Below are 21,769 nucleotides of genomic sequence, written 5' to 3'. Positions count from 1 at the left end.
CCGTCCAATCCGGAGGTTGTCATGCGCATGAACCACCCGTCCCGCCGCAGCCTGCTGTTCGGCGGCGCGGCCCTCGGCGCGGGCGCGGTCCTCGCCGCGTGCACGAGCAACGAGTCGAACAACCCCACCACGGCGCAGACCAAGGGCGCCGACGCGAGCAACGCCAACACCGCCGCCGGTAAGGCGGTCACCATCGGGTTCTCCGCTCCGGCCGCCGACCACGGCTGGATCGCCGCCATCACGAGCAACGCCAAGGCGCAGGCTTCGGCGTACTCGGACGTGACCTTCAAGCAGGTCGAGGCGGGCAAGGACGCGGCCGCCCAGCGGGCCGCGCTCGACACCCTGATCGCGGAGAAGCCCGACGTCATCGTCCTGCTGCCGCACGACGGCAAGGAGCTGAACGCGTTCGGGCTCAAGGCGATGGAGGCCGGCATCCCGGTGGTCAACCTGGACCGGGCGTTCCCCGACGCGCTGGCGTACCGGCTGCAGATCAAGGGCGACAACTACGGCATGGGCGTGGCCGCCGGGCACTACATCGGCAAGGCGATGAAGGCGAAGAACATCGCGAGCCCGGTGATCGGCGAGATCGCCGGCATGGACGAGCTGGAGCTGACCCAGGAACGCAGCAAGGGTTTCGCCGACGCGTTGAAGACCTACGGCTTCAAGGTGGCCAACCGGCGAGCCGCCCGGTTCACCGCCGACAGCGGCCAGAAGGAGGCCCAGAACCTCCTGCAGGCGCTGCCGAAGCTGGACGCGCTGTGGAACCACGACGACGACCAGGGCATCGGCGTCCTCGCCGCGATCACCGCGGCTAGTCGGAGCGAGTTCCTCATGGTCGGCGGCGCCGGGTCGAAGAAGGCGATCGAGGACATCGCGGCCGACAAGTCCGTGCTCAAGGCGACGGTCACCTACAGCCCCTCGATGGCGTCGTCGGCGATCTCGCTGGCCCGGCTGATCGCCCAGGGACGGGGGATGGCGGATCTCGTCGAACTGCAGGTTCCGAAGGAGATCATCCTCTCCTCCGAGACGATCACGAAGGAGAACGCGAGCACGTACCTGAAGCTCGGGTTCTGACGTTCATCGCTTTCGGCGGGAGGTTTGCTCAGTGTCCACGACAGACAGCGGGGAACTGCGGGTCGGCATGGTCGGGTACGCGTTCATGGGCGCAGCGCACTCACAGGCGTGGCGTACCGTGAATCGGGCCTTCGAGCTGCCCCTGCGAGTGCGGATGTCGGCGATCTGCGGCCGGGACGCGGCCAACGTCGCCGCCGCCGCCGACCGCCTCGGCTGGCAGTCCGCGATGACGGACTGGCGGGAGCTGGTCGCCCGGGACGACATCGACGTGATCGACGTCTGTACGCCGGGGGACAGCCACGCCGAGATCACCCTCGCCGCGCTGGCCGCCGGTAAGCACGTCCTGTGCGAGAAGCCGCTGGCCAACACGGTCGAGGAGGCCACCGCCATGGCCACCGCCGCGGCCTTCGCGCGCGGGTCCGGCGTACGCACCCTGTGCGGGTTCAATTACCGCCGGGTGCCCGCCGTCGCCCTCATGCGGCAGCTGATCGCGCAAGGCCGGCTCGGCGCGATCCGGCACGTGCGGGCGGCGTACCTGCAGGACTGGATCGTCGATCCGCAGTTCCCGCTGGTCTGGCGGTTGCAACGGGACCGGGCCGGCTCCGGCGCGCTGGGCGACATCGGCGCGCACATCGTCGATCTGACCCAGTACGTCACCGGACAGCTCGTCACCGGGGTCAGCGCGCTAACCGAGACGTTCGTCCGGGAGCGGCCGATGCCGTCCGTCTCTAGTGGACTCGCGGCCTCCGGCAACGGGCCGGAGCTGGGCCGGGTGACGGTGGACGACGCGGCGTTGTTCACCGCCCGGCTCGACGGGGGAGCAGTCGCCACGTATGAGGCCACCCGCTTCGCCACCGGCCGGAAGAACGCGCTGCGGGTCGAGGTCAACGGCGCCCTCGGCTCGCTCGCGTTCGACCTGGAACGGCTCAACGAGCTGGAGTTCTACGACGCCACTCGGCCCGGGCCGGAACAGGGATTCAGCCGGATCCTCGTGACCGAGCCCGAGCATCCCTACCTGGCCGCCTGGTGGCCGCCTGGGCACATCATCGGCTACGAGCACTCCTTCACCCATCAGATGCGCGACTTCGTGCAGGCCATCGCCGACGGCACCGACCCGGCACCGTCCTTCGAGGACGCCCTGCAGGTGCAACAGGTGCTCGACGCGGTCCTGCGCTCGGCCGCCAACGACTCCGCCTGGACCAAGGTCGACTCCGCCCTGGCCGCTTCGGCGGCTCCGCTGTAACTCGCCGGGTCGCTTCGGCGGCCCGGCACGAGCGCTGGATCAGGGTTCTCGGTCGAATCTTGCCCCAAGATTCGACCCGGATCGCTGATCCAGCGCTGCCGACCCGCCTGCGAGCGGCGAGCGTCCAGCCGCTCGCAGGCCCTACCCCCGTAAACGGCGCGGCGGCGCGCGCCTGGCTTCCCCCGAGTCAGGAAGGCACCCACATGAACCGCTCCACTCTCCCCGCGACGTTAGTGCTCGCCGCTGGACTCCTCCTCGTGCCGTTGGCCGCCAGTCCCGCCGCGGCGCATACCGTTATCAATGCCGCCGACTATCAGCAGGTCGAGATGGCCCGCGGCGTAGCCGAGATGGGCGAGCCGATGTCGCTCGCGGTGCTGCCCGACACGTCGGTTCTGCATACGGCGCGCGACGGCAAGCTGCGCCGGACCGACGCGGCCGGAACGACCACCGTGATCGGCACGCTGCCCGTCTACTCCCACGACGAGGAAGGGCTGCAAGGCGTCGGCGTCGACCCGAACTTCGCGGCGAACCGGGCGATCTTCCTCTATTACGCACCACCGCTGTCCACTCCGGCGGGCGACGCTCCGGCGACCGGCACCGACTTCTCCGCCTGGCAGGGCGTCAACCGGCTGTCCCGGTTCACCCTGAACGCGGACTGGACGCTCAACCTGGCCAGCGAGAAGGTCGTCCTGTCGATCCCCGCCGAGCGGGGCATCTGCTGCCACGTCGGCGGCGACATCGACTTCGACGCGACCGGGAACCTCTATCTGACCACCGGCGACGACAGCAACCCGTTCTCCTCCGCCGGGTACGCCCCGATCGACGAGCGCACCGACCGGAATCCGGCGTACGACGCGCAGCGTACGGCGGCGAACACCAATGACCTTCGCGGCAAGTTGTTGCGGATCAAGGTGGCCGACGACGGCACTTACACGGTCCCCACCGGCAACCTGTTCGCCCCCGGTACGGCGAAGACCCGCCCGGAGATCTACGCGATGGGCTTCCGCAACCCGTTCCGGATGAGCGTCGACAAGGCGACCGGCACCGTCTACCTCGGCGAGTACGGCCCCGACGCGGGGAGCACCGATCCCAACCGGGGCCCGGCCGGGCAAGTGGAGTTCAACCGGATCACGTCGCCCGGCAACTACGGCTGGCCGTACTGCACCGGCACGAACACGACGACCGAGACCTACAACGAGTGGAATTTCGCCACCGACACCACGGGACCGAAGTACGCGTGCTCCACCGGGCCGACGAACAACTCCTTCCGCAACACCGGGCTCACGACGCTGCCCGCCGCCCGCCCGGCCTGGATCCGCTACGGCGGCGACGCCGGTTCGCCACCGGAGTTCGGCACCGGTTCGGAGTCGCCGATGGGCGGGCCGGTCTACCGGTACAACGCGGCCTCGACGTCGGCGGTCAAGTTCCCCGCCGAGCTGGACGGCCACTTCTTCGCCGGCGAGTTCGGCCGCGGCTGGATCAAGGCGATCGACGTCAACACCGACGGCTCGCCCGGCGCGATCGCCGACTTCCCATGGACCGGCAAACAGGTGATGGACCTGGCCTTCGGCCCGAACGGCGCGCTCTACGTCCTGGACTACGGGACCGGTTACTTCAACGGCGACGCCAACTCGGCGCTCTACCGGATCGAGTACATCGCCGGAGCCGACCGGGCTCCGATCGCCAAGGCCTCGGCCGACAAGACCTCCGGGCTCGCGCCCCTCACGGTCGCGTTCTCCGCCGCCGGGTCGGCCGATCCGGAAGGCGGAGCGCTCACCTACAGCTGGGCCTTCGGCGACGGAACCACGTCGACCGCGGCCAACCCCAGCAAGACCTACTCGAGCAACGGCCAATTCAGTGCGACATTGACGGTACGCGACCCGGCCGGTAACACGGGGACCTCCAGTGTCATCGTCACGGTCGGCAACACTGCGCCGAGCGTACGCGTGCTGCTGCCGGCCGACGGCGCGCTCTTCTCCTTCGGTGACACGGTGCCCTATCAGGTCACGGTCAGCGATCCGGAGGACGGCGCGATCGACTGCGGCCGGGTGAAACTGACCTACGTGCTCGGCCACGACAACCACGGCCACGCCATCACGTCGCAGCTCGGCTGTTCCGGGTCGATCAGCGTACCGGTGGACGGGGAGCACGACGACGCCGCGAACATCTTCGGGGTCTTCGACGCGGAGTACACCGACAACGGCGCGAACGGCCAGCCCGCCCTGACCACGCACGCACAGAACATCGCGCAGCCGAGGCATCGGCAGGCCGAGCACTACACGACCGCCTCGGGGATCAACCAGTTCAGCAAGACGGCCGCCGAAGGGGGCAAGACCGTCGGTGACATCAACAACGGAGACTGGATCGCGTTCGACCCGTACGCCGTTGGCAACGCCTCGTCGTTCGTCGCGCGTACCTCGTCGGCGGGGGTCGGCGGCACCCTGCAACTGCGGGTCGGCTCCCCGACGGGACAACTGATCGGGCAGGCGAGCGTACCGGTGACCGGGGCCTGGGACTCGTTCACCACGGTCAGCGGTGCGATCACCACCCCACCGTCCGGTACGCAACGGCTCTACCTGGTCTTCGCCGGTGGCACCGGAGCGCTGTTCGACCTCGACTCGTTCACGTTCGTGACGAACAACGCGGCGGCGGCCGAAGGTGAGAGTTACACGTCGCAGTCGGGCGTCGGGATCGCCACGCATACGCCGGCGACCGGGGGTAAGACGCTCGGCTACATCGAGAACGGGGACTGGGCGGCGTACGCCGGGATCAGCACGGCCGGCGCAGTGGGCTTCTCGGCTCGGATCTCGTCGAACGGGGCCGGCGGCACGATCCAGATCCGCTCCGGCTCCCCGACCGGTACGCAGCTGGGCTCGGTTGCAGTACCCGTCACCGGCGGCTGGGAGACCTTCCAGACGGTGTCGACGACCCTCACCGCGTCGGCCACCGGCCCGTTGTACCTGGTCTTCACCGGGGGTAGCGGTGCGCTCTTCGACGTCGACAACTTCACGCTCAACCGGCTCGGCAGTGGCGCAGCCGGCGCGGTCGTCGGGCTGGCGGGCAAGTGTATGGATGTCGCCGGGGCGAACACCGCCGACGGCACCCACGTCCAGCTCTACACCTGCAACGGGACCAACGCTCAACGGTGGTCCCCGGTCGGTCAGACCTGGCGATCGCTGGGTAAGTGCCTGGACGTGTCCGGTGGCAACACCGCCAACGGCACGGCGGTGCAGCTGTGGACCTGTAACGGCACCGGCGCACAGAACTGGGTCGCTCAGGCCGACGGAACGCTGCGCAACCCGCAGTCGGGGCGGTGCCTCGACGTCCCCGGAAGCTCGACCGCCGACGCCACGCAGTTGACCATCTACGACTGCGGGGCCGGCGCCAACCAGAAGTGGACGCTGCCATGAGAATCCTGAGGAACGTTCTCTGGTCGGTCGCGCTCGCGTCGACCATGGTCGCCGGAGCCGAAACCGCTGCCTGTGCCGCTGACACGGCGTACGACGTGCTGGTGTTCAGCAAGACGGCGGGCTTCCGGCACGACTCCATCGCGGTCGGCATCCAGACCATCCGCGACCTGGGTGCGGCGAACAACTTCACCGTGACCGCGACGGAGGACGCCGCCGCATTCACCGCGAGCAATCTGGCCCAGTACGAGGCAGTGGTCTTCCTCAACACGACCGGCGACGTGCTCGACGACGCGCAGCAGACGGCGTTCGAGGCGTACATCCGGGGCGGGGGCGGGTATGTCGGCGTGCACGCCGCAGCAGACACCGAGTACGGCTGGCCGTTCTACGGCGAGTTGGTGGGCGCGTGGTTCGCCTCGCACCCCGCGATCCAGCAGGCCACGATCAAGGTCGAGGATCGCGCCCACGCGGCCACCGCCGGGCTCAGCCCTACCTGGGTCCGCACCGACGAGTGGTACAACTACCAGACCAACCCGCGTTCGACCGCGCACGTCCTGGCCAGCCTGGACGAGTCCAGCTACACCGGCGGGAGCATGGGCGGCGACCATCCCCACACCTGGTGCAAGACCGTCGGGAGTGGACGATCGTTCTACACCGGCAGCGGGCATACGCAGGCCGCGTACTCCGAGGCCGGGTTCCGGGCGCTCCTGCTCGGTGGCATCCGGTACGCCGCCCGCCGGGTCAACGCCGACTGCCGTCCGGAGACCGGATACACCACGCTCTACAACGGCTCCACGACCGGCTGGTCGCAGGCCGGGCCGGGCGGCTTCACGAACTCCGACGCGACGCTGAGCTCCTACGACGGCATGGGCCTGTTCTGGTACTCCGCGCAGCAGTTCACCGACTACTCGCTCAAGCTCGACTGGCGGCTCGCCGGCGACGGCAACTCCGGGGTGTTCATCGGCTTCCCGGCGTCGGCGGACCCCTGGTCGGCGGTGAACAACGGCTACGAGATCCAGATCGACGCGACCGACAGCGCCGATCGCACGACCGGGGCGGTCTACGGATTCCAGTCGGCCGACGTGGCCGCCCGGGACGCCGCACTGAACCCGCCGGGGAGCTGGAACACCTTCGAGATCACGGTCGCCGGTGAGCGGCTGCAGGTGTTCCTCAACGGGGTGAAGGTCAACGACTTCACCAACACCGACCCGGCTCGGTCGCTGGCCGGGTACATCGGGTTGCAGAACCACGGCACCGGCGACGACGTCTCCTTCCGCAACGTCCGGATCAAACCGGCCGGGGTGGACCGCACGGTTCAGGCCGAGGCGTTCAGCAGCGCGTCGGGAGTCTCGGCGTACACGAAGAGCGGAGCGCACAACGGGCAGACGCTCGGCTACGTCGACCCGGGCGACTGGGCGGCGTACGCCGGACTCGACCTCACCGGGGTGACCAGGTTCAAGGCGCGGGTGGTCTCCGGGGGTCCCGGCGGCACGATTCAGATCCGCGCCGGTTCGGCCACCGGAACGGTGCTCGGCTCGGTGGCCGTCCCGAACACGGGTGGGTGGACGACCTTCGCCGAGGTCAGCACGCAGCTTTCCGGCGTACCCAATGGAGTGCAGATCTTGTATCTGACCTTCACCGGCAGCGGCAGCGGGCTGTTCGATGTGGACGACTTCACGCTGGCTCGCGCACTCGGCAGCGGTGCGATCATCGGGCCGGGTGGCAAATGCCTGGACGTGAACGGCGCGGGCACCGCGGACGGCACGAAGATCCAGCTCTGGACCTGCAACGGTTCCGGCGCGCAGCTGTGGTCGCCGGTGGGGCAGACCTGGCGGGCGCTGGGCAAGTGCCTGGACGTCTCGGGCGGCGGCACCGCCGACGGGACCAAGGCGCAGCTGTGGACGTGCAACGGGACCGGCGCGCAGAACTGGAGTCCCCAGACCGACGGCAGCCTGCGCAACCCGCAGTCGGGCAAATGCCTGGACGCGGCGGGTGGCGCGACCGCCGACGGCACGCAGGCCCAGATCTGGACCTGTAGCGGTGGGGCCGCCCAGCGGTGGAACCTGCCGTGAGAGACGGCTCGGCGTCCGCCGTGGCGGTGCGGACGGCGAGTTGATGAGCCGGGGTGGCCGACGCCGACGGGCACCCCGGCACCACCGAGACAACGAGAGGGAATCGAGATGACCAGGCCGATCACACTTTTCACCGGTCAGTGGGCCGACCTTCCGTTCGAGGAGGTCTGCCGGCTGGCCTCGGAATGGGGCTACGACGGGTTGGAGATCGCCTGCTGGGGCGACCATTTCGAGGTCGACAAGGCGCTGGCCGACGACTCGTACGTCGCCCGCAAACGCGAGACGCTGGCCAAGTACAACCTCAACGTCTGGACGATCTCGAATCACCTCGTCGGCCAGGCGGTCTGCGACCACCCGATCGACGAACGGCACAAGGCGATCCTGCCCGCCCGCATCTGGGGCGACGGCGAAGCGGAGGGCGTACGCCGCCGGGCGGCCGAGGAGATGAAGGACACCGCTCGGGCCGCGGCCAAGCTCGGCGTGTCCACAGTGGTGGGATTCACCGGCTCGGCCATCTGGCATACGGTCGCGATGTTCCCTCCCGTCCCGCCGTCGATGATCGACAACGGGTACGCCGACTTCGCCGAGCGGTGGAACCCGATCCTCGACGTCTTCGACGAGGTGGGCGTACGGTTCGCGCACGAGGTGCATCCGAGCGAGATCGCCTACGACTACTGGACCACGAAGCGGACCCTGGAAGCGATCGGCCACCGGCCGGCCTTCGGGCTGAACTGGGATCCGTCCCACATGGTGTGGCAGGACATCGACCCGGTGAACTTCATCCTCGACTTCGCCGACCGCATCTACCACGTGGACTGCAAGGACACCAAGGTACGCGTCGGCGACGGCCGGCGCGGGCGGTTGTCGTCCCATCTGGGCTGGGCGGATCTGCGGCGCGGCTGGGACTTCGTGTCGACCGGCCACGGCGACGTGCCGTGGGAGGACTGCTTCCGGGCGCTCAACACGATCGGGTACGCCGGCCCCATCTCGGTCGAGTGGGAGGACGCCGGAATGGACCGGCTCGTCGGGGCGGCCGAGGCGGTCGGCTTCGTCCGGCGGCTCGCGTTCGACGCGCCGTCGGCGGCCTTCGACGCGGCGTTCAGTTCGGACTCGCCGTGATCCGGCCGGGCGCGACGCTTCGGTTGGACGCGTGATATTTCCGGTTTGACGGGTCTCAATGGCGTGATGTGTCAAGTTTTTGAATGCCATGTGACATAACGGCAAACCCTTCGGAGGATGCGGCAGCCCCCGGCGTGAGCGGAGTCTCAAGAGGTCACTCCGGGGGAGGTCGTCATCTGAAATGCGTACAACCAGCGGCGTCACCCGGCTCGAGCGGGAGCCGGCCCAGCACGGCCGCCGCAGCCCGTTGCGGTCGATCCGCATTCGCCTCCTGCTGCCCATCGGCGTGGCCACGATCGGCATGACGGTGCTGGGCGTCCTCCAGAGTGGATCGGCGCTGACCACGGCGCAGGAGGGCGAACGGGCCCGGACGCTGGCCTGGGGGCTGACCGCGACGGTGAAGCTCAACCACCAGGTCGAGCAGGAGATCGCCGAGACCGCGGATCTGTTGCTGCGCGGCGGAAAGACCGGGCAGCAACTGCTGACGGCGCAGCAGGCGCGTACCGACGCGGCGGTCGAGAACTACGACCAGGCGGCTGCGGCGGTGGCGAAGCTCGCGCCGGACATGGCCGCCGCCGTCGCCGCGGCTCGCGGTGAACTCGCGAAGCTGCCGCTGGTCCGGGACGCCGCGATGCATCCCGAGAACGAAGACGATGACCAGGCGTTGTTCGACTCCAGCCACTCCGGCTCCCCCGACGACGGTACGCCGGAGGCGGCCTACGACGACCTCACGCACGCCCTGGTCACCGTGGCGGAAACAATTTCAGCCGAGCCGATGGCCCCGGCGCTGGCCGAGAACGCCCGGATCGTGGCCACCCTGAGCGCGGCCGAGCATCGGGCCGCCGAGGAGCGCAGTCTTCTGCGTGAGGTGTTCGGCCGGGGCCGGTTCCAGCCGGGCGAGCTGGCCGAACTCGCGGAGTTGCGCGGCTCGGAGTCCGACCGGATCGCCCAGCTGAGCAGCGTCGCCTCGACCACCACCCGCGAGCGGTACGCCACCACCGTGCAGGGCCCGGATGTGGAACAGGCCGCCCGCCTGGTCGAGGGCGCGCTGCGGTACGAGAGCCAGCCGGAAGCGCTGAAGGTCGACCCGGACACCTGGTACATCGCGCAGACCAACGCGATGCGGAAGGTCTACCTCTTCCAGCTCGACGTCATCTCGATGCTGGAGCAGGACGCGGCCGTGCTGGAGGCCGACTCGCGCAACGAGGCGACCACGATCACCGGTGTCACGGCCGGTCTGGTCGCGATGAGCCTGGGAGCCGCGGTCGCCCTGGCCGTCCAGACCAGCCGCCGGTTGCGGAAACTGCGTGCGGGCGCCCACCAGGTCACCAGCACCGAACTGCCGGAGGCGATCGCCGAGGTCAGCCTCGCGCCGAGCCCGCAAACCGTCCGCGACGTCGAACACGCCTCGCAGGAACGCGTCACCGCGTGGCTGGCTCCCGGTTCGGACGAGATCGGCGAGCTGAGCACGGCGTTGTCGGGGTTGCACCGGCAGGCGCTGCGACTCGCCGCCGACCAGGCGCTGTTGCGGATGGACGTGGCCCGGATCTTCGTGGCGCTATCCCGGCGCGGTCAGACCCTCGTTCAGCGGCAGTTGCAGTTGCTCGACGAATTCGAGAAGGCGGAGACCGATCCCGATACGCTCGGCCGCCTCTTCCAGCTCGACCATCTCGCCGCCCGGATGCGCCGCAACGAAGAGAATCTGCTGGTGCTGGCCGGAGCCGAACCCGGCCGGGCGTTCGTGGAACCCGAGTCGCTGGCCGACGTCGTGATGGCCGCTGCTGCGGAGATCGAGCAGTACTCCCGGATCGACACGAGCTCGATCGCCGAAATCTGGATCGACGCGACCGCGGTCGGCGACCTCGTGCACCTCCTGGCCGAGCTGCTCGAGAACGCCGTGGTCTTCTCGCCGCCCGGTAGCAAGGTGCAGGTCTCTACACATAGGACTGTCGACGAGCTGACCATCACCGTCTACGACCACGGCATCGGCATCGGCCCGGAACAGCTCGCCGAGCTGAACGAGCAGCTGCGCCGCCCGGTCGTGCTGACCGGTGAGCTCGTCAGCCGGATGGGGCTGCTCGTCGTCGCCCGCCTCGCGCAGCGGCTGCGCGTACAGGTCGAGCTGCGCAGCGCTCCGTCCGCCGGCACGGTGGCCCTCGTCCAGCTGCCCAACCGGATGCTGTTGCCCGCCCACGCCGTGATGCCGCGCATACGGCCCGATTCCGGCCCACCCAATACGTCTGACACGCCTAGTTCGCCGGCTCCGAGCCTCAATGGTTCCGCCGGAATCGTCCGGGGACGCGCCACGGTCGTCGCGGCGGCGGCGACCGGCGTGATCGACCCCGACCTGGCCCGGGCTCGCCTGTCCAGCCTGGCCTCCGGCCTCGCCGCCGCCCAGCGGCACGCCCCACCACCGGTGTGAGCGCCGGTGTGAGCCGGTGGTGTGAGCCGCCGGTTGGAGCACACCCGTCAAGAAAGAGAACAGCATGTCCCTCGATATGACCACCGGCACCGACCCGGCCAGCCTCGACTGGCTGCTGACCGCCTTCGCGCGGCGCGTGCCCGACATCGTTTACGCCCTCGCGGTCTCGGTCGACGGCCTCGCCCTCGCCGCCACCGAGGGCCTGCCGCTCGACGAGGCCGACCGCCTCGCCGCCATCACCAGCGGCCTGGTCAGCCTCACGATGGGCGCGTCCACCGTGCTCACCACCGGCCGCGTACGCCAGACGGTCGTGGACATGGACGGCGGCGTACTGCTGATCATGGCGGTCGGGGACCGGGCGCACCTCGCCGTGCTCGCCGCACCCGGCTGCGACCTCGGCCAGACCGGTTACGAGACCGCCCTGCTGGCGCAGCGAGTCGCGGTGGCGCTCGAGCCGGGCGCCCGGGTGCCGGGCCAGTTGTGAGGGCACGCCGGGCGGCCGCCGCCTTCCTCTCGCTCCTGGTCGGGACGCTGGTCGCGGCGACCGGCTGTGCGCAGCCGCAACTGGACGCCCGGCTCCAGCTCTGGAAGCACGGCCGGCTCACCGTGGGCACCGGCCCGACCAACGGCGTCTTCAACCAGCTCGGTAGCGGGTACGCCGACGTCGTGAACCGGCACCTGACCGGGTTCGAGGCGGTCGCCATGCCGACCAACGGCGCCTCGGAGAACCTGCAACGGCTGGTCCGCGGCGACATCGACGTGGGCTTCACGTTCGCCGACGTCGCCGGGGACGCCGTGGCGGGCAAGGGCTCCTTCGCCGGTTCGCCGGTGGAGGTACGCGCGCTGGCCCGGCTGTTCACGGCGTACACGCATGTCGTGGTGCGTTCGGACGCCGGGATCCGGTCGCTCGCCGATCTCGAGGGCAAGCGGGTGGCGACCGGCCCGGCTGGTTCGGGCACCGAGATCATGGCTTTGCGGGTGCTGACGGCGGCGGGTCTCGACCCCGACAAGGACGTGCGGCGGGTCACCGCCTCGCTCAGTCAGATGACCAGCGCCTTCGCCGCCCGGCAGCTCGACGCGTTCTTCTACACCGCCGGTCTGCCGGTGGTCGGCATCACCGCCCTGTTCGCCAAGCTGCCCGGCCAGGTCGCCTTCCTGCGGGCCGACGCCGTGCTCCCCGCGCTGGAGAAGGCGTACCCGGGGGTCTACACCGCGGCGAGCATCCCGCAGAGTGCGTACGGGTTGGCGGCGGACGTGCCGACCGTGGCGGTCCCTGCGCTGTTGGTGGTATCCCCGTCGATGCCGGTCGAGGTGGCGTACGAGCTGACTAGGCTGCTCTTCGAGCACCAGGACGAGCTCGCCGCGGTGCATCCCGAGGGGAAGAACATCGATCGCGGGGTCGCCGCGAAAACCGATCCGGTGCTGTTGCATCCGGGTGCTCGCGGTTACTACGGCGTGTGAGGTACGGTTGATCCATGCATCAGCAGCAGCAGAGCACGACGACGCCGGGTTTCCCGGCGACCTTCTGTTGACCTGCTGACATTTCAGTCAACCGAACGGCTCCGGGCTAGTCCCGGAGCCGTTTCGCGCTCTTCGGACCGGCCTTGGGCATACCCCTAGGGAGGAAGAGCGATGAACGATCACCGCAAGCTGGGCCGTGAGCTGGAGCTGTTTCACTCGGACCCGCTGGTGGGCGCGGGCCTGCCGATCTGGCTGCCGGCCGGCGCGGCCGCGCGTCACGCGGTCGAGGAGTACATCCGCGAGGAGGAACGCCTCGCCGGATACCAGCACGTCTACTCGCCGCCGATGGCCAAGCACGAGATGTACGTGCGCTCGGGGCATGTCGCGAAGTTCGCCGACGACATGTTCCCGCCGATGGCCTCTTCGCCCGAGGAGGAGGCGCTCGTCTTGAGGCCGAGCATGTGCCCGCACCATGCGATGGTGTTCGGCGCGCGCGGCCGGTCCTATCGGGAGCTGCCGCTGCGCATCGCGGAGTTGGGCGGGCAGTACCGAGCCGAACGGTCCGGCGTCCTGTCGGGTCTGTCCCGGGTACGCGCGATCTCGCTCAACGACGCGCACGTGTTCTGCCGCGTGGATCAGGTGGGCGCGGAGGTCGCCGCGATGCTCGCCTTGATCAAGCGGGCGCACGCCGCACTGGGCTTCGCCGTGGACTCCTATCGGCTGTCCCTGCGGGGTGAGAAGTTCCTCGGCGAGCCCTCGGTGTGGGACGAGGCGGAGGGGATGCTGCGCGACGCGCTGATCGCGGAGGGCGTCTCGTTCTTCGAGGCACCGGGGGAAGCGGCGTTCTACGGCCCGAAGATCGACCTGCAGATCCGCGACGTGCAGGGCCGGGAGTTGTCGCTGGCGACCATTCAGGTGGACTTCGCGCAGCCCGAGCGATTCGATCTGGCCTATGTGGACAGCGAAGGCGTGAAGCAGCGGCCGGTCATGGTGCACCGCAGCATCATCGGCAGCCTGGAGCGGCTGTTCGCCCACCTCATCGAGGTGCATCAGGGCGCTTTTCCCGCCTGGTACGCCCCGGTGCAGCTGGCCGTCGTACCGATCGGAGCGGACCAGCGCGACGCCGCCTGGGCTCTGCACTCGCAGGCTTCGATCGCCGGACTCCGAGTGGAGGTGCTGGAGGAAGGCTCATTGTCGTTGCGCGTACGCGAAGCCGCCCAACGGAAGATCCCGTATGCCGCCGTCATCGGGGCACGGGAGGCGGCAGCGGGTGCGGTCGCGCTGCGTCTGCGGGACGGGCGGTCGCTCGATCCTCAGCCGGTGGGGGAGGCGCTGGACCTCATTCGGTCCGTCGTCGCCGCTCGCTCGGTTGCACTCCTGTAATTACCACCAGATCACGGATATCCATGTGATCATGGAGCTTCGTAGCATGGATATCCGTGATCTGGTCCCAGAAAACTAGCCGGCGAGGACGCAGGAAGCCTCCGCCACCTCGGCCACGACGACCAGGTCGTCCGGTACGCCGGTAGCCGGGTCGATGCGCCCCGCCGTGACGGTGCCGGAGTACTGGTTGGCGACGTAGAAGAAGTCGCCGATGACGGCGAAGTGCCGAGGCCAACGGCCGCCGGCAGGCACGTCGATGACGGGGGTGAGCCCGTCCGGGGTGACCTCGAAGACGGTGACGCAGTCCGCGCCTCGATTGCCGACGTAGACGAACCGGCCGTCCGCCGAGCATTCGATGTGACTCGGGTAGTTGCGTTCGGCGGGCAGCTCGGCAGTGGCGGCGATCTTGCCGGTCAGGGTGAGCCCATCGCCTTGCGGCCGATAGATCAGCACGCTGGAGTCCAGCTCGGCCGAGACGTAGACGATGCCTGTCGTGGGATGGATGGCGACGTGGCGGGGGCCGCTTCCAGCCTCGGCCGGGATCGTGCGGACGGGGAGGATCGCGCCGTCCGGGCTGAGTGCGTACTCGTGGATCTGATCGGTGCCGAGATCGGTGACGTAGAACGAACCCCCCGACGGCCGGTACGCGATCATGTGCGCGTGCGGGCCCTCCTGCCGTTCGGCATCGGGCCCCGAGCCGCCGTGCTCGACGAGGTCGCGCCGCTCACCGAGGGAGCCGTCGGCTTCGATCGGGTGGACGCTGACCGAGCCGGTGCCGTAGTTCGCCGTGACGAGGAACCGCCCGGTCGGGTCGACCACCAGATGACAGGGGTCGGTGCCACCGGTCCACTGCTGGCCGAGCGAGGTGAGCAGGCCGTGATCCGAGCGGGCGAACGCCTCGACGCCACCGGTCGACTCGCTGACCGCGTACAGGTTCGCCCTCGCGGCGTCCCAGGCGAGGAAGGAAGGATCGACGGCGGTCGTGGGAGGGTGTGCCTCCGTGAGCACGCCGGTCGATGGGTCCTGCTCATAGCAGCGGATGCCGCCCCCGGTCGAGGTGTACGCGCCCACGTAGATCAGCATTCGGTCAGCGTACCGGTTGATCATCGGAGCCAGAGTGGGGTCGCTGCTTTGTTCGGTACTTTTATTGACAACAATATTTAGTAAAGAATAGCGTTCTTTCTATGTCCCGAATCCTCCTTCGCGGTGCTCTGGCCCTGAGCGCCGCACTCACCCTCGCCGCCGGACTGGCGGCCGCACCGGCAGCGCCGCCGGCCGCGGCCGCGATCGGCGGGCTCACCTGGTCCGACGAATTCACCGGCGCGGCCGGCACTGCGCCCAGCTCCGCCCGATGGGCGTACGACGTCGGCGGCTCCGGCTGGGGCAACAACGAGCTGGAGTACTACACGACCAGCACGAGCAACGCCGCGCTCGACGGCAACGGCAACCTCGTGATCACCGCCCGGGCGGGCAACCCGTCCGGCTACAGCTGCTGGTACGGCAGTTGTCAGTACACCTCGGCCCGCCTGAAGACGCAGGGCAAGTTCACCCAGGCGTACGGGCGCTTCGAGGCGCGCATGAAGATCCCGCGTGGGCAGGGACTGTGGCCCGCGTTCTGGATGCTCGGCGACAACATCGGCAGCGTCGGCTGGCCCAACAGCGGCGAGATCGACATCATGGAGAACGTCGGCTTCGAACCGTCCACAGTGCACGGAACGATCCACGGCCCGGGGTACTCCGGCTGCTGCGGTCTCGGTGGTGCGTACACGTTGCCCGGCGGGCAGTCCTTCGCCGACGGCTTCCACACCTTCGCCGTCGATTGGGAACCCGGGGCCGTGACCTGGTACGTCGACGGCATTCAGTACTCCCGGCACACGTCGGCCGAGACCAACGGCAATCCGTGGGTCTTCGACCACCCGTTCTTCCTGATCATGAACGTCGCAGTCGGCGGCAACTGGCCCGGTTCGCCGAACGCCTCGACGGTCTTCCCGCAGACCATGACGATCGACTATGTCCGGGCGTACTCGTGGACCTCGGGCGGCACCCACGTCGGCCCGATCACCGGGTACGGCGGCAAGTGCGTCGATGTCGCCTCGGCGGGAACGGCCAATGGTACGAAGATCCAGCTGTGGACGTGCAACGGCACGAACGCTCAGCAGTGGACCGTCGGCACCGACGGGACCATCCGGGCGTTGGGCAAATGCCTGGACGTCTCCGGCGGCGGAACCGCCGACGGGACCAAGGTCCAGCTTTGGGACTGCAATGGAACCGGGGCGCAGAAATGGACCTACACGTCCGGGCACGACCTGGTGAATCCACAGTCCAACAAGTGCCTCGACGCCACCGGGGTCAGCTCGGCGGACGGCACTCCGCTGCAGATCTGGACCTGTGGCGGCGGCGCCAACCAGAAGTGGACCCTCCCGTGACCCCCGCTCAGCGTTGATCGCTCCGGTCGGCGTGTCGCCGCCCCATCCATCGTGATCAACCCGGGAGACGGTGTTGATCACGGCGTTGGGGGCGGCGACACGCCGCAAACGGGGACCTTGGGTTCATGATCAACGCGGTGGGATGCGAACGCGGGGACCGCGTACCAGTGCTGCTTGAGCAGCCGCAGCGGGCCGCAAGCCGCCGTCGGCGAGCAGACGGGCGACCGGAAGCGTCGCGGCCCCGAGCGCGACGGCGTCCGGGCCGAGCTCGCACAGGGTGATGGTGGTCTGGGCGAAGGGCAGCTTGAGGGCGTGTTTCGCGGCCGCCGCGCGGATCTCGGGCAGCCAGCGGCCGCCGAGCGCGGTGCCGGCCCAGCCGCCGAGCACGATCCGCTCGGGGTTGAACAGATTGATCAACGTCGCGATGCCTGCGCCCAGGTAACCGACGGTCTGGTTGAGCACCTCGCTTGCGGTCGGTGACGAATCGGCGGCGGCGATCAGCGCGCCGATCGCGGACTCCTCGTCGATTCCGGGCGCGCTCCGCCCGTTCGCGTCGCGATAGCGGTCCAGAATGCCCTCGGCCCCGACATACGCCTCCAGGCAGCCGAGCGCGCCGCACCGGCACCGACGCCCGCCGTAGACCAGCGTCGTGTGGCCCCACTCGCCCGCGCTGCTGCGCGAACCGCGGTAGCTCGCGCCGTCGGCCACGACTGCCGCACCGACACCCGACCCGACCAGCGCGATCACCGCGTGTTGGGTGCCGCGCCCCGCGCCGAACCACATCTCCGCCTGGCCCAAGGTCTTCGCGCCGTTGTCGATGTGGACGGGAATCTGCGTGCCCGCGCGCAGCATAGTTCCAATTGGTACGCCGTCCGCCCACCCGAGATGCTGAGCGTGGACGAGGCCCTCCTCGCCGGAGTCGACGACCCCGGGAAAGGCGACGCCGACTCCGAGCACTGTGGACTGATCGACCCCGGCCTGTGCACAGACGGCGGTGATCCCCTCGAGGATGTGCGCGACCGTGACCTTGGGTTCGAGTTGGTTGGGCTCGATCGGGTAGTCGGCCTTGGCCAGTGCCGCCATCGACATGTCGAAGAGCTCCACGGTCACCCGGGTCTCGCCGACGTCCACCCCGATGACGTGGCCGAAGCTGGGCGCGACCCGAAGCAGCACCCGCGGGCGGCCGCCGTCGGACTCGACCGAGCCGGCCTCTTCGACCAGGCCTTCCTCGATGAACTCGGCGACCAGCGTGCTCACGCTCGCCGGTGACAGCGAGGTGAGCTGGGTCAGCTCGTGCCGGCTCAGCGGACCGTCCAGGTAGATCTTCGAGAGCAGGACTGCCCTGTTCGACCGGCGCATGTCTCGCACCGTCGCCCGTCTCGCCACCATCTGTCGCAACCTACCTCTGCGTTCGAGCAACGTCTCAGCATGCCTCAGGCCTCGATTTTATGATATGAAATAAGTCTCAAAGTAGAGGCGTGTAGATGTCTCGGTGTCACCTCGCCCTGAGACCTCGCACGTGTGGCGCCCGCTTCATCGGCCGCTGCCTTCGGACCGTTGAAGCGGGCGCCCTTTCGTGTTGATCATGAACCTATGGTCCCCGTTTGCGGCGTGTCGCCGCCCCTTTGGTCATGATCACATGACCGTGGGCCATGATCAGCGGAAGATTCGCGGTGCCATGACCCCACATTTTCTCCGTTGATCTCCGCCAAGGACGTCAGATCATCTGGGCGCGATCCGCCAACCCGAGGGTCAGGGGAGCGTCCACTTCTGGTTGGCGGTGCCGCCACACGTCCAGATCTGCAGCGGGGTGCCGTCGGCCGAACTCGGCCCGGTGGCGTCGAGGCACTTGTTGGCCTGCGGGTTCACCAGGTCGTTCGCTGCGGTGTAGGTCCATTGCTGAGCGCCGGAGCCGTTGCAGTCCCAGATCTGGACCTTGGTGCCGTTCGCGGTCCCGCCGCCGGAGACGTCCAGACACTTGCCCAACGCCCGGATGGTGCCGTCGGTCCCCACAGTCCATTGCTGAGCGCTCGTGCCGTTGCAGGCGTACAGCTGCACCTGGGTGCCGTTCGCCGAGTTGGCCGCCGCCACGTCCACGCACTTGCCGCCGTATCCGGTGATCTGACCGACGCGGGAACCGCCGCCGGACTGCGTACCGGACCAGGTGAAGGTGGCCGACGTCTTGGTGGGCAGACTGTAGGTGAACGACTGGCCGCCCCAATTGACCTTGAGCGACTGCGTGCTCCCGGTGTTGTTGTACGCGATGAGAGCCTTGCTGCCGTCCGGGTTCTTCCAGGCGACGTTGGGCACCGAGGAATTCGCGGTCGAGTCGATCCGGACGGCTCCCGGGCGTACGAATTTCGTCAGGTGGCCCATCGTGTAGTACTCGATCGTGTAGTCGACCTGCCCGCTGCGGGAGTCTCCGTTGTGGACGGTGATCAGGCCGGTGCAGGTACCGCAACCGCCCGAGTGCGGCCCGTGGTTCTGGTCGACCGCCAGGCTCCACTTCACCCAGGACCGGTCCCAGTTCCGGGTGTAGTCGATGAGGTTGAGCATGTCCTCGGTCTGCTGATTGGCGATCCAGGTGCCGCCCGAGTGCTCGGTCATGTACGCGTTGACGCCCGGATACTGGTTGTGGACCGTCGTCTGGAGGTTGACGTCGCCGCCGTAACCGTGCCAGGCGATGCCGCCGAACAGCGAGTCACCGCGTACGGCGGAGTCGGCGAGCGGCACCGAGCCCAGGTCGTTGTAGTTGCCCCAGTTGTAGTCCAGCACCAGCGTCTTCGTCGTCAGCCCGGCGGCCCGCAGGGCCGGCCACAGGTTCGTCTTCATGAAGTACTGCAGGCCGCTGCCGTTCCAGTTCATCGAGGCGTACGTGGTGCCCGCGCCGCAACAGGTCGGCTCGTTCTGCACCGAGATGTAGTCGACATGGATGCCCTGCGACTCGTACGCCTGCAGCGTCTTGACGAAGTACTGCGCGTACATCGAGTAGTACTGCGACATCAGCCAGCCCTGGTCGATGAAGTTGTTGTTGTCCTTCATCCAGGCCGGTGCGCTCCACGGGACCATCATCAGCTTGACGCCGTTGGGGTTGAGCTGCCGCGCCTGCTTGGTCAGCGGCACGACGTCGGCCAGATCGTGGTTGATCGAGAAGTCGTTGAGGTCGCAGCACGTGTCGTCGTACGAGTAGTTGTAGCGGGCGAGGTCGGAGGCGCCCATCGGATTGCGCAGGAAGCTGACCCCGATGCCGTCGGTGGGGGAGAACAGCTTGCGCATCACTTCGTCGCGCGTCGCGGTGCTGAGGACGCCCCCGTCGAGCAGGTACGCCGCGGTGTCGGTGAACGACGCGCCCGCGCCCTCGAACTGCTGGTAGGTCACGTTCTCGTTGACGGTGACGGTCTGGTTGCCGGATGGGCTGCTCGCCGCGAACGCCACCGGCGTCTGCTGCTGGAGTCCCCGGGTCACCGTGCGGCCGCCGGAGTCGGAGGTCGTGGTGAGCCAGACGTTCACGGTCTCGCCGGCGGCTTGAGCCGGGACCGGTCCGAGTAACCCGGCGACGAGGGCCAGCGCCGCGAGCGCAGCCAACCGGGGAGTACGTCGAGACATGGATGTGCCTTTCTGCGGGGGAATCGGCGGTGACGGCCTTCGCCGTCCCGCGCAGCAGGCACGACGCACCTCGCAGGGAACCCGCAGCTCACGGGCCCGTCACCCGGCTTCCATCACGATGCCCTGCCCGACATCCATCGATGGAGCCTTCTGTGAGCGGAACTGTAAACACGGTGTTTCGAAGAAGTCAACGCTTGACACCGCGAGCGATCGGGCCTTAAATCGCATCACGAAATAAGCCCGGAGAGCGCTCTCACTCGCTCCTCCAGCTCTCCGGGTCTCCCTTGCAGAGTTCCTCTTGAACGCGCCCGTGAAGGGGTGGAGTTGATGCGCAACCTGCACAAAATCGGTGCCGCGGCGATGTCGGTGGCACTGCTCGCCGGAGTCGCCGCATGTGGCGACGACGGCGGTAACTCGGGCGGCGGCGGCAAGGTCAAGCTCGTCGTCGCGACGTTCGGCGAGTTCGGGTACAAGGACCTCTACGCCGAGTACATGAAGGCGCACCCGGACATCGAGATCACCGAGCGGGTCACCAAGGCCGAAGACCACCACAAGAACCTCGCGGCCCACCTGGCCACCGGACAGGGCGCGGCCGACATCGAGGCGATCGAAGAGGGCTGGATCGGCCAGTTCAAGGCCACCCCCGACAAGTTCGTGAACCTCAACGACCTGGGCGCGAGCGAGATCAAGTCGCAGTGGCCGGACTGGAAGTGGCAGACCTCGGTCGGCAAGAACGGCGCACAGATCGGCCTCGGCACCGACGTCGGCGGTCTGGCCATGTGCTACCGGACCGACCTGTTCGCCAAGGCGGGCCTGCCGACCGACCGGGACCAGGTCTCGGCGCTGTGGAAGGACTGGGACGGCTACATCTCCGCCGGCAAGAAGTACGCCGCGGCGAAGGTGCCCAACTCCGCCTTCATGGACGGCCCGACCGTCATGTACCGCTCGGTGCTCGGCCAGTTCGACCAGGGCCTCTATGACAACCAGGACAACGTGATCGTCGAGTCCAACCCGTCGGTGCGCGCTGCGTTCGACAAGACGGTCGAGGCGATCAACGCGGGTCTGTCGGCGAAGATCGCCGCCTGGTCGGCCGACTGGAACGCCGGATTCCAGAAGGGACGGTTCGCGACCATCGCCTGCCCGTCCTGGATGATGGCGTACATCCAGGAGCAGGCCAAGGATGCGGCCGGCAAGTGGGACATCGCGAAGATCCCCGGCGGCGGCGGCAACTGGGGCGGCTCCTTCCTGACCCTGCCGAAGCAGGGCAAGCACCAGAAGGAGGCGTACGAGCTCGCGAAGTGGCTGACCAGCCCGGAGCAGCAGGCCAAGGTGTTCCGCAAGGCGGGCAACTTCCCGTCGACGGTCACCCTGTACCAGGACCCGGTCATCACCGACTTCAAGAACCCGTTCTTCAACAACGCGCCCGTCGGCAAGATCTTCTCCGAGTCGATCACGACGATGAAGGCGCAGTACCTCGGGCCGAAGGCCGGTGACATCAACACCGCCATCCAGAACGGCCTGACCCGTGTGGAGCAGGGCAAGCAGACGCCCGACGC

14 protein-coding genes are annotated in these 21,769 nt (G+C 68.5%); 11 read left to right on the top strand and 3 right to left on the bottom strand.

Translation table 11 applies throughout. The annotated features are described in order from the left end of the window. Nucleotides 1-27: 27 nt before the first annotated feature. The 9 genes from HOV77_RS27815 to thrS all read left to right on the top strand — a co-directional run bounded on the left by HOV77_RS27815 (nt 28) and on the right by thrS (nt 14,181). A complete protein-coding gene (locus HOV77_RS27815) occupies nt 28-1,074 on the top strand; it encodes a substrate-binding domain-containing protein (protein ID WP_290866840.1) in 1,047 nt (348 codons plus the stop codon). Nucleotides 1,075-1,105: 31 nt separating this feature from the next. Then, on the top strand, nt 1,106-2,317 hold the full coding sequence (locus tag HOV77_RS27810) for a Gfo/Idh/MocA family oxidoreductase (RefSeq protein WP_290866837.1): 1,212 nt from the start codon (nt 1,106-1,108) through the stop codon (nt 2,315-2,317). Nucleotides 2,318-2,520: 203 nt separating this feature from the next. Beyond that, on the top strand, nt 2,521-5,727 hold the full coding sequence (locus HOV77_RS27805) for a carbohydrate-binding protein (RefSeq protein ID WP_290866835.1): 3,207 nt from the start codon (nt 2,521-2,523) through the stop codon (nt 5,725-5,727). Beyond that, nucleotides 5,724-7,796 carry a ThuA domain-containing protein gene (locus HOV77_RS27800; RefSeq protein ID WP_290866833.1) on the top strand — a complete coding sequence of 691 codons (2,073 nt, stop codon included), beginning with the start codon at nt 5,724-5,726 and terminating at the stop codon, nt 7,794-7,796. The genes HOV77_RS27805 and HOV77_RS27800 overlap by 4 nt, the downstream gene beginning before the upstream one ends. Nucleotides 7,797-7,904: 108 nt before the next feature. Beyond that, nucleotides 7,905-8,915: a sugar phosphate isomerase/epimerase family protein gene (locus HOV77_RS27795; RefSeq protein ID WP_290866830.1), complete on the top strand. Its 1,011-nt coding sequence runs from the start codon at nt 7,905-7,907 to the stop codon at nt 8,913-8,915. 181 nt (nt 8,916-9,096) lie between these two features. Beyond that, nucleotides 9,097-11,337: a nitrate- and nitrite sensing domain-containing protein gene (locus HOV77_RS27790; protein WP_290866827.1), complete on the top strand. Its 2,241-nt coding sequence runs from the start codon at nt 9,097-9,099 to the stop codon at nt 11,335-11,337. Nucleotides 11,338-11,413: 76 nt separating this feature from the next. Next, a complete protein-coding gene (locus HOV77_RS27785) occupies nt 11,414-11,821 on the top strand; it encodes a roadblock/LC7 domain-containing protein (RefSeq protein WP_290866981.1) in 408 nt (135 codons plus the stop codon). After that, on the top strand, nt 11,818-12,798 hold the full coding sequence (locus HOV77_RS27780) for a TAXI family TRAP transporter solute-binding subunit (protein ID WP_290866824.1): 981 nt from the start codon (nt 11,818-11,820) through the stop codon (nt 12,796-12,798). Before HOV77_RS27785 ends, HOV77_RS27780 begins: the two co-directional genes overlap by 4 nt. 171 nt (nt 12,799-12,969) lie before the next feature. Beyond that, nucleotides 12,970-14,181, top strand: coding sequence for a threonine--tRNA ligase (gene thrS, locus HOV77_RS27775; RefSeq protein WP_290866821.1), 1,212 nt, complete (start codon nt 12,970-12,972; stop codon nt 14,179-14,181). Nucleotides 14,182-14,256: 75 nt separating this feature from the next. On the opposite strand, the gene HOV77_RS27770 is transcribed toward thrS, so the two are convergent. Beyond that, nucleotides 14,257-15,264, bottom strand: coding sequence for a lactonase family protein (locus HOV77_RS27770; RefSeq protein WP_290866818.1), 1,008 nt, complete (start codon nt 15,262-15,264; stop codon nt 14,257-14,259). A 101-nt stretch (nt 15,265-15,365) separates the two neighbouring features. Between HOV77_RS27770 and HOV77_RS27765 the strand changes: the two genes are divergently transcribed. Beyond that, entirely contained in the window at nt 15,366-16,607 is a 1,242-nt protein-coding gene (locus HOV77_RS27765) for a family 16 glycosylhydrolase (protein ID WP_290866815.1), read from the top strand. A 129-nt stretch (nt 16,608-16,736) separates the two neighbouring features. Here the strand turns inward: HOV77_RS27765 and HOV77_RS27760 are convergent, their stop codons facing one another. Both HOV77_RS27760 and HOV77_RS27755 read right to left on the bottom strand, forming a co-directional pair. Beyond that, complete coding sequence (locus HOV77_RS27760) at nt 16,737-17,996, bottom strand: ROK family transcriptional regulator (RefSeq protein WP_290866812.1); 1,260 nt, start codon at nt 17,994-17,996, stop codon at nt 16,737-16,739. A gap of 363 nt (nt 17,997-18,359) precedes the next feature. Further along, complete coding sequence (locus tag HOV77_RS27755) at nt 18,360-20,213, bottom strand: ricin-type beta-trefoil lectin domain protein (protein WP_290866809.1); 1,854 nt, start codon at nt 20,211-20,213, stop codon at nt 18,360-18,362. A gap of 327 nt (nt 20,214-20,540) precedes the next feature. On the opposite strand from HOV77_RS27755, the gene HOV77_RS27750 reads away from it, so the two are divergent. After that, nucleotides 20,541-21,769, top strand: a 1,229-nt coding sequence (locus HOV77_RS27750) for an extracellular solute-binding protein (protein ID WP_290866806.1), incomplete at its 3' end; no start/stop codon positions are given.

It is taken from the genome of Hamadaea sp. (assembly GCF_013362815.1).
Lineage (GTDB): Bacteria > Actinomycetota > Actinomycetes > Mycobacteriales > Micromonosporaceae > Hamadaea.
This window is presented reverse-complemented; position numbering and strand designations above follow the sequence as displayed.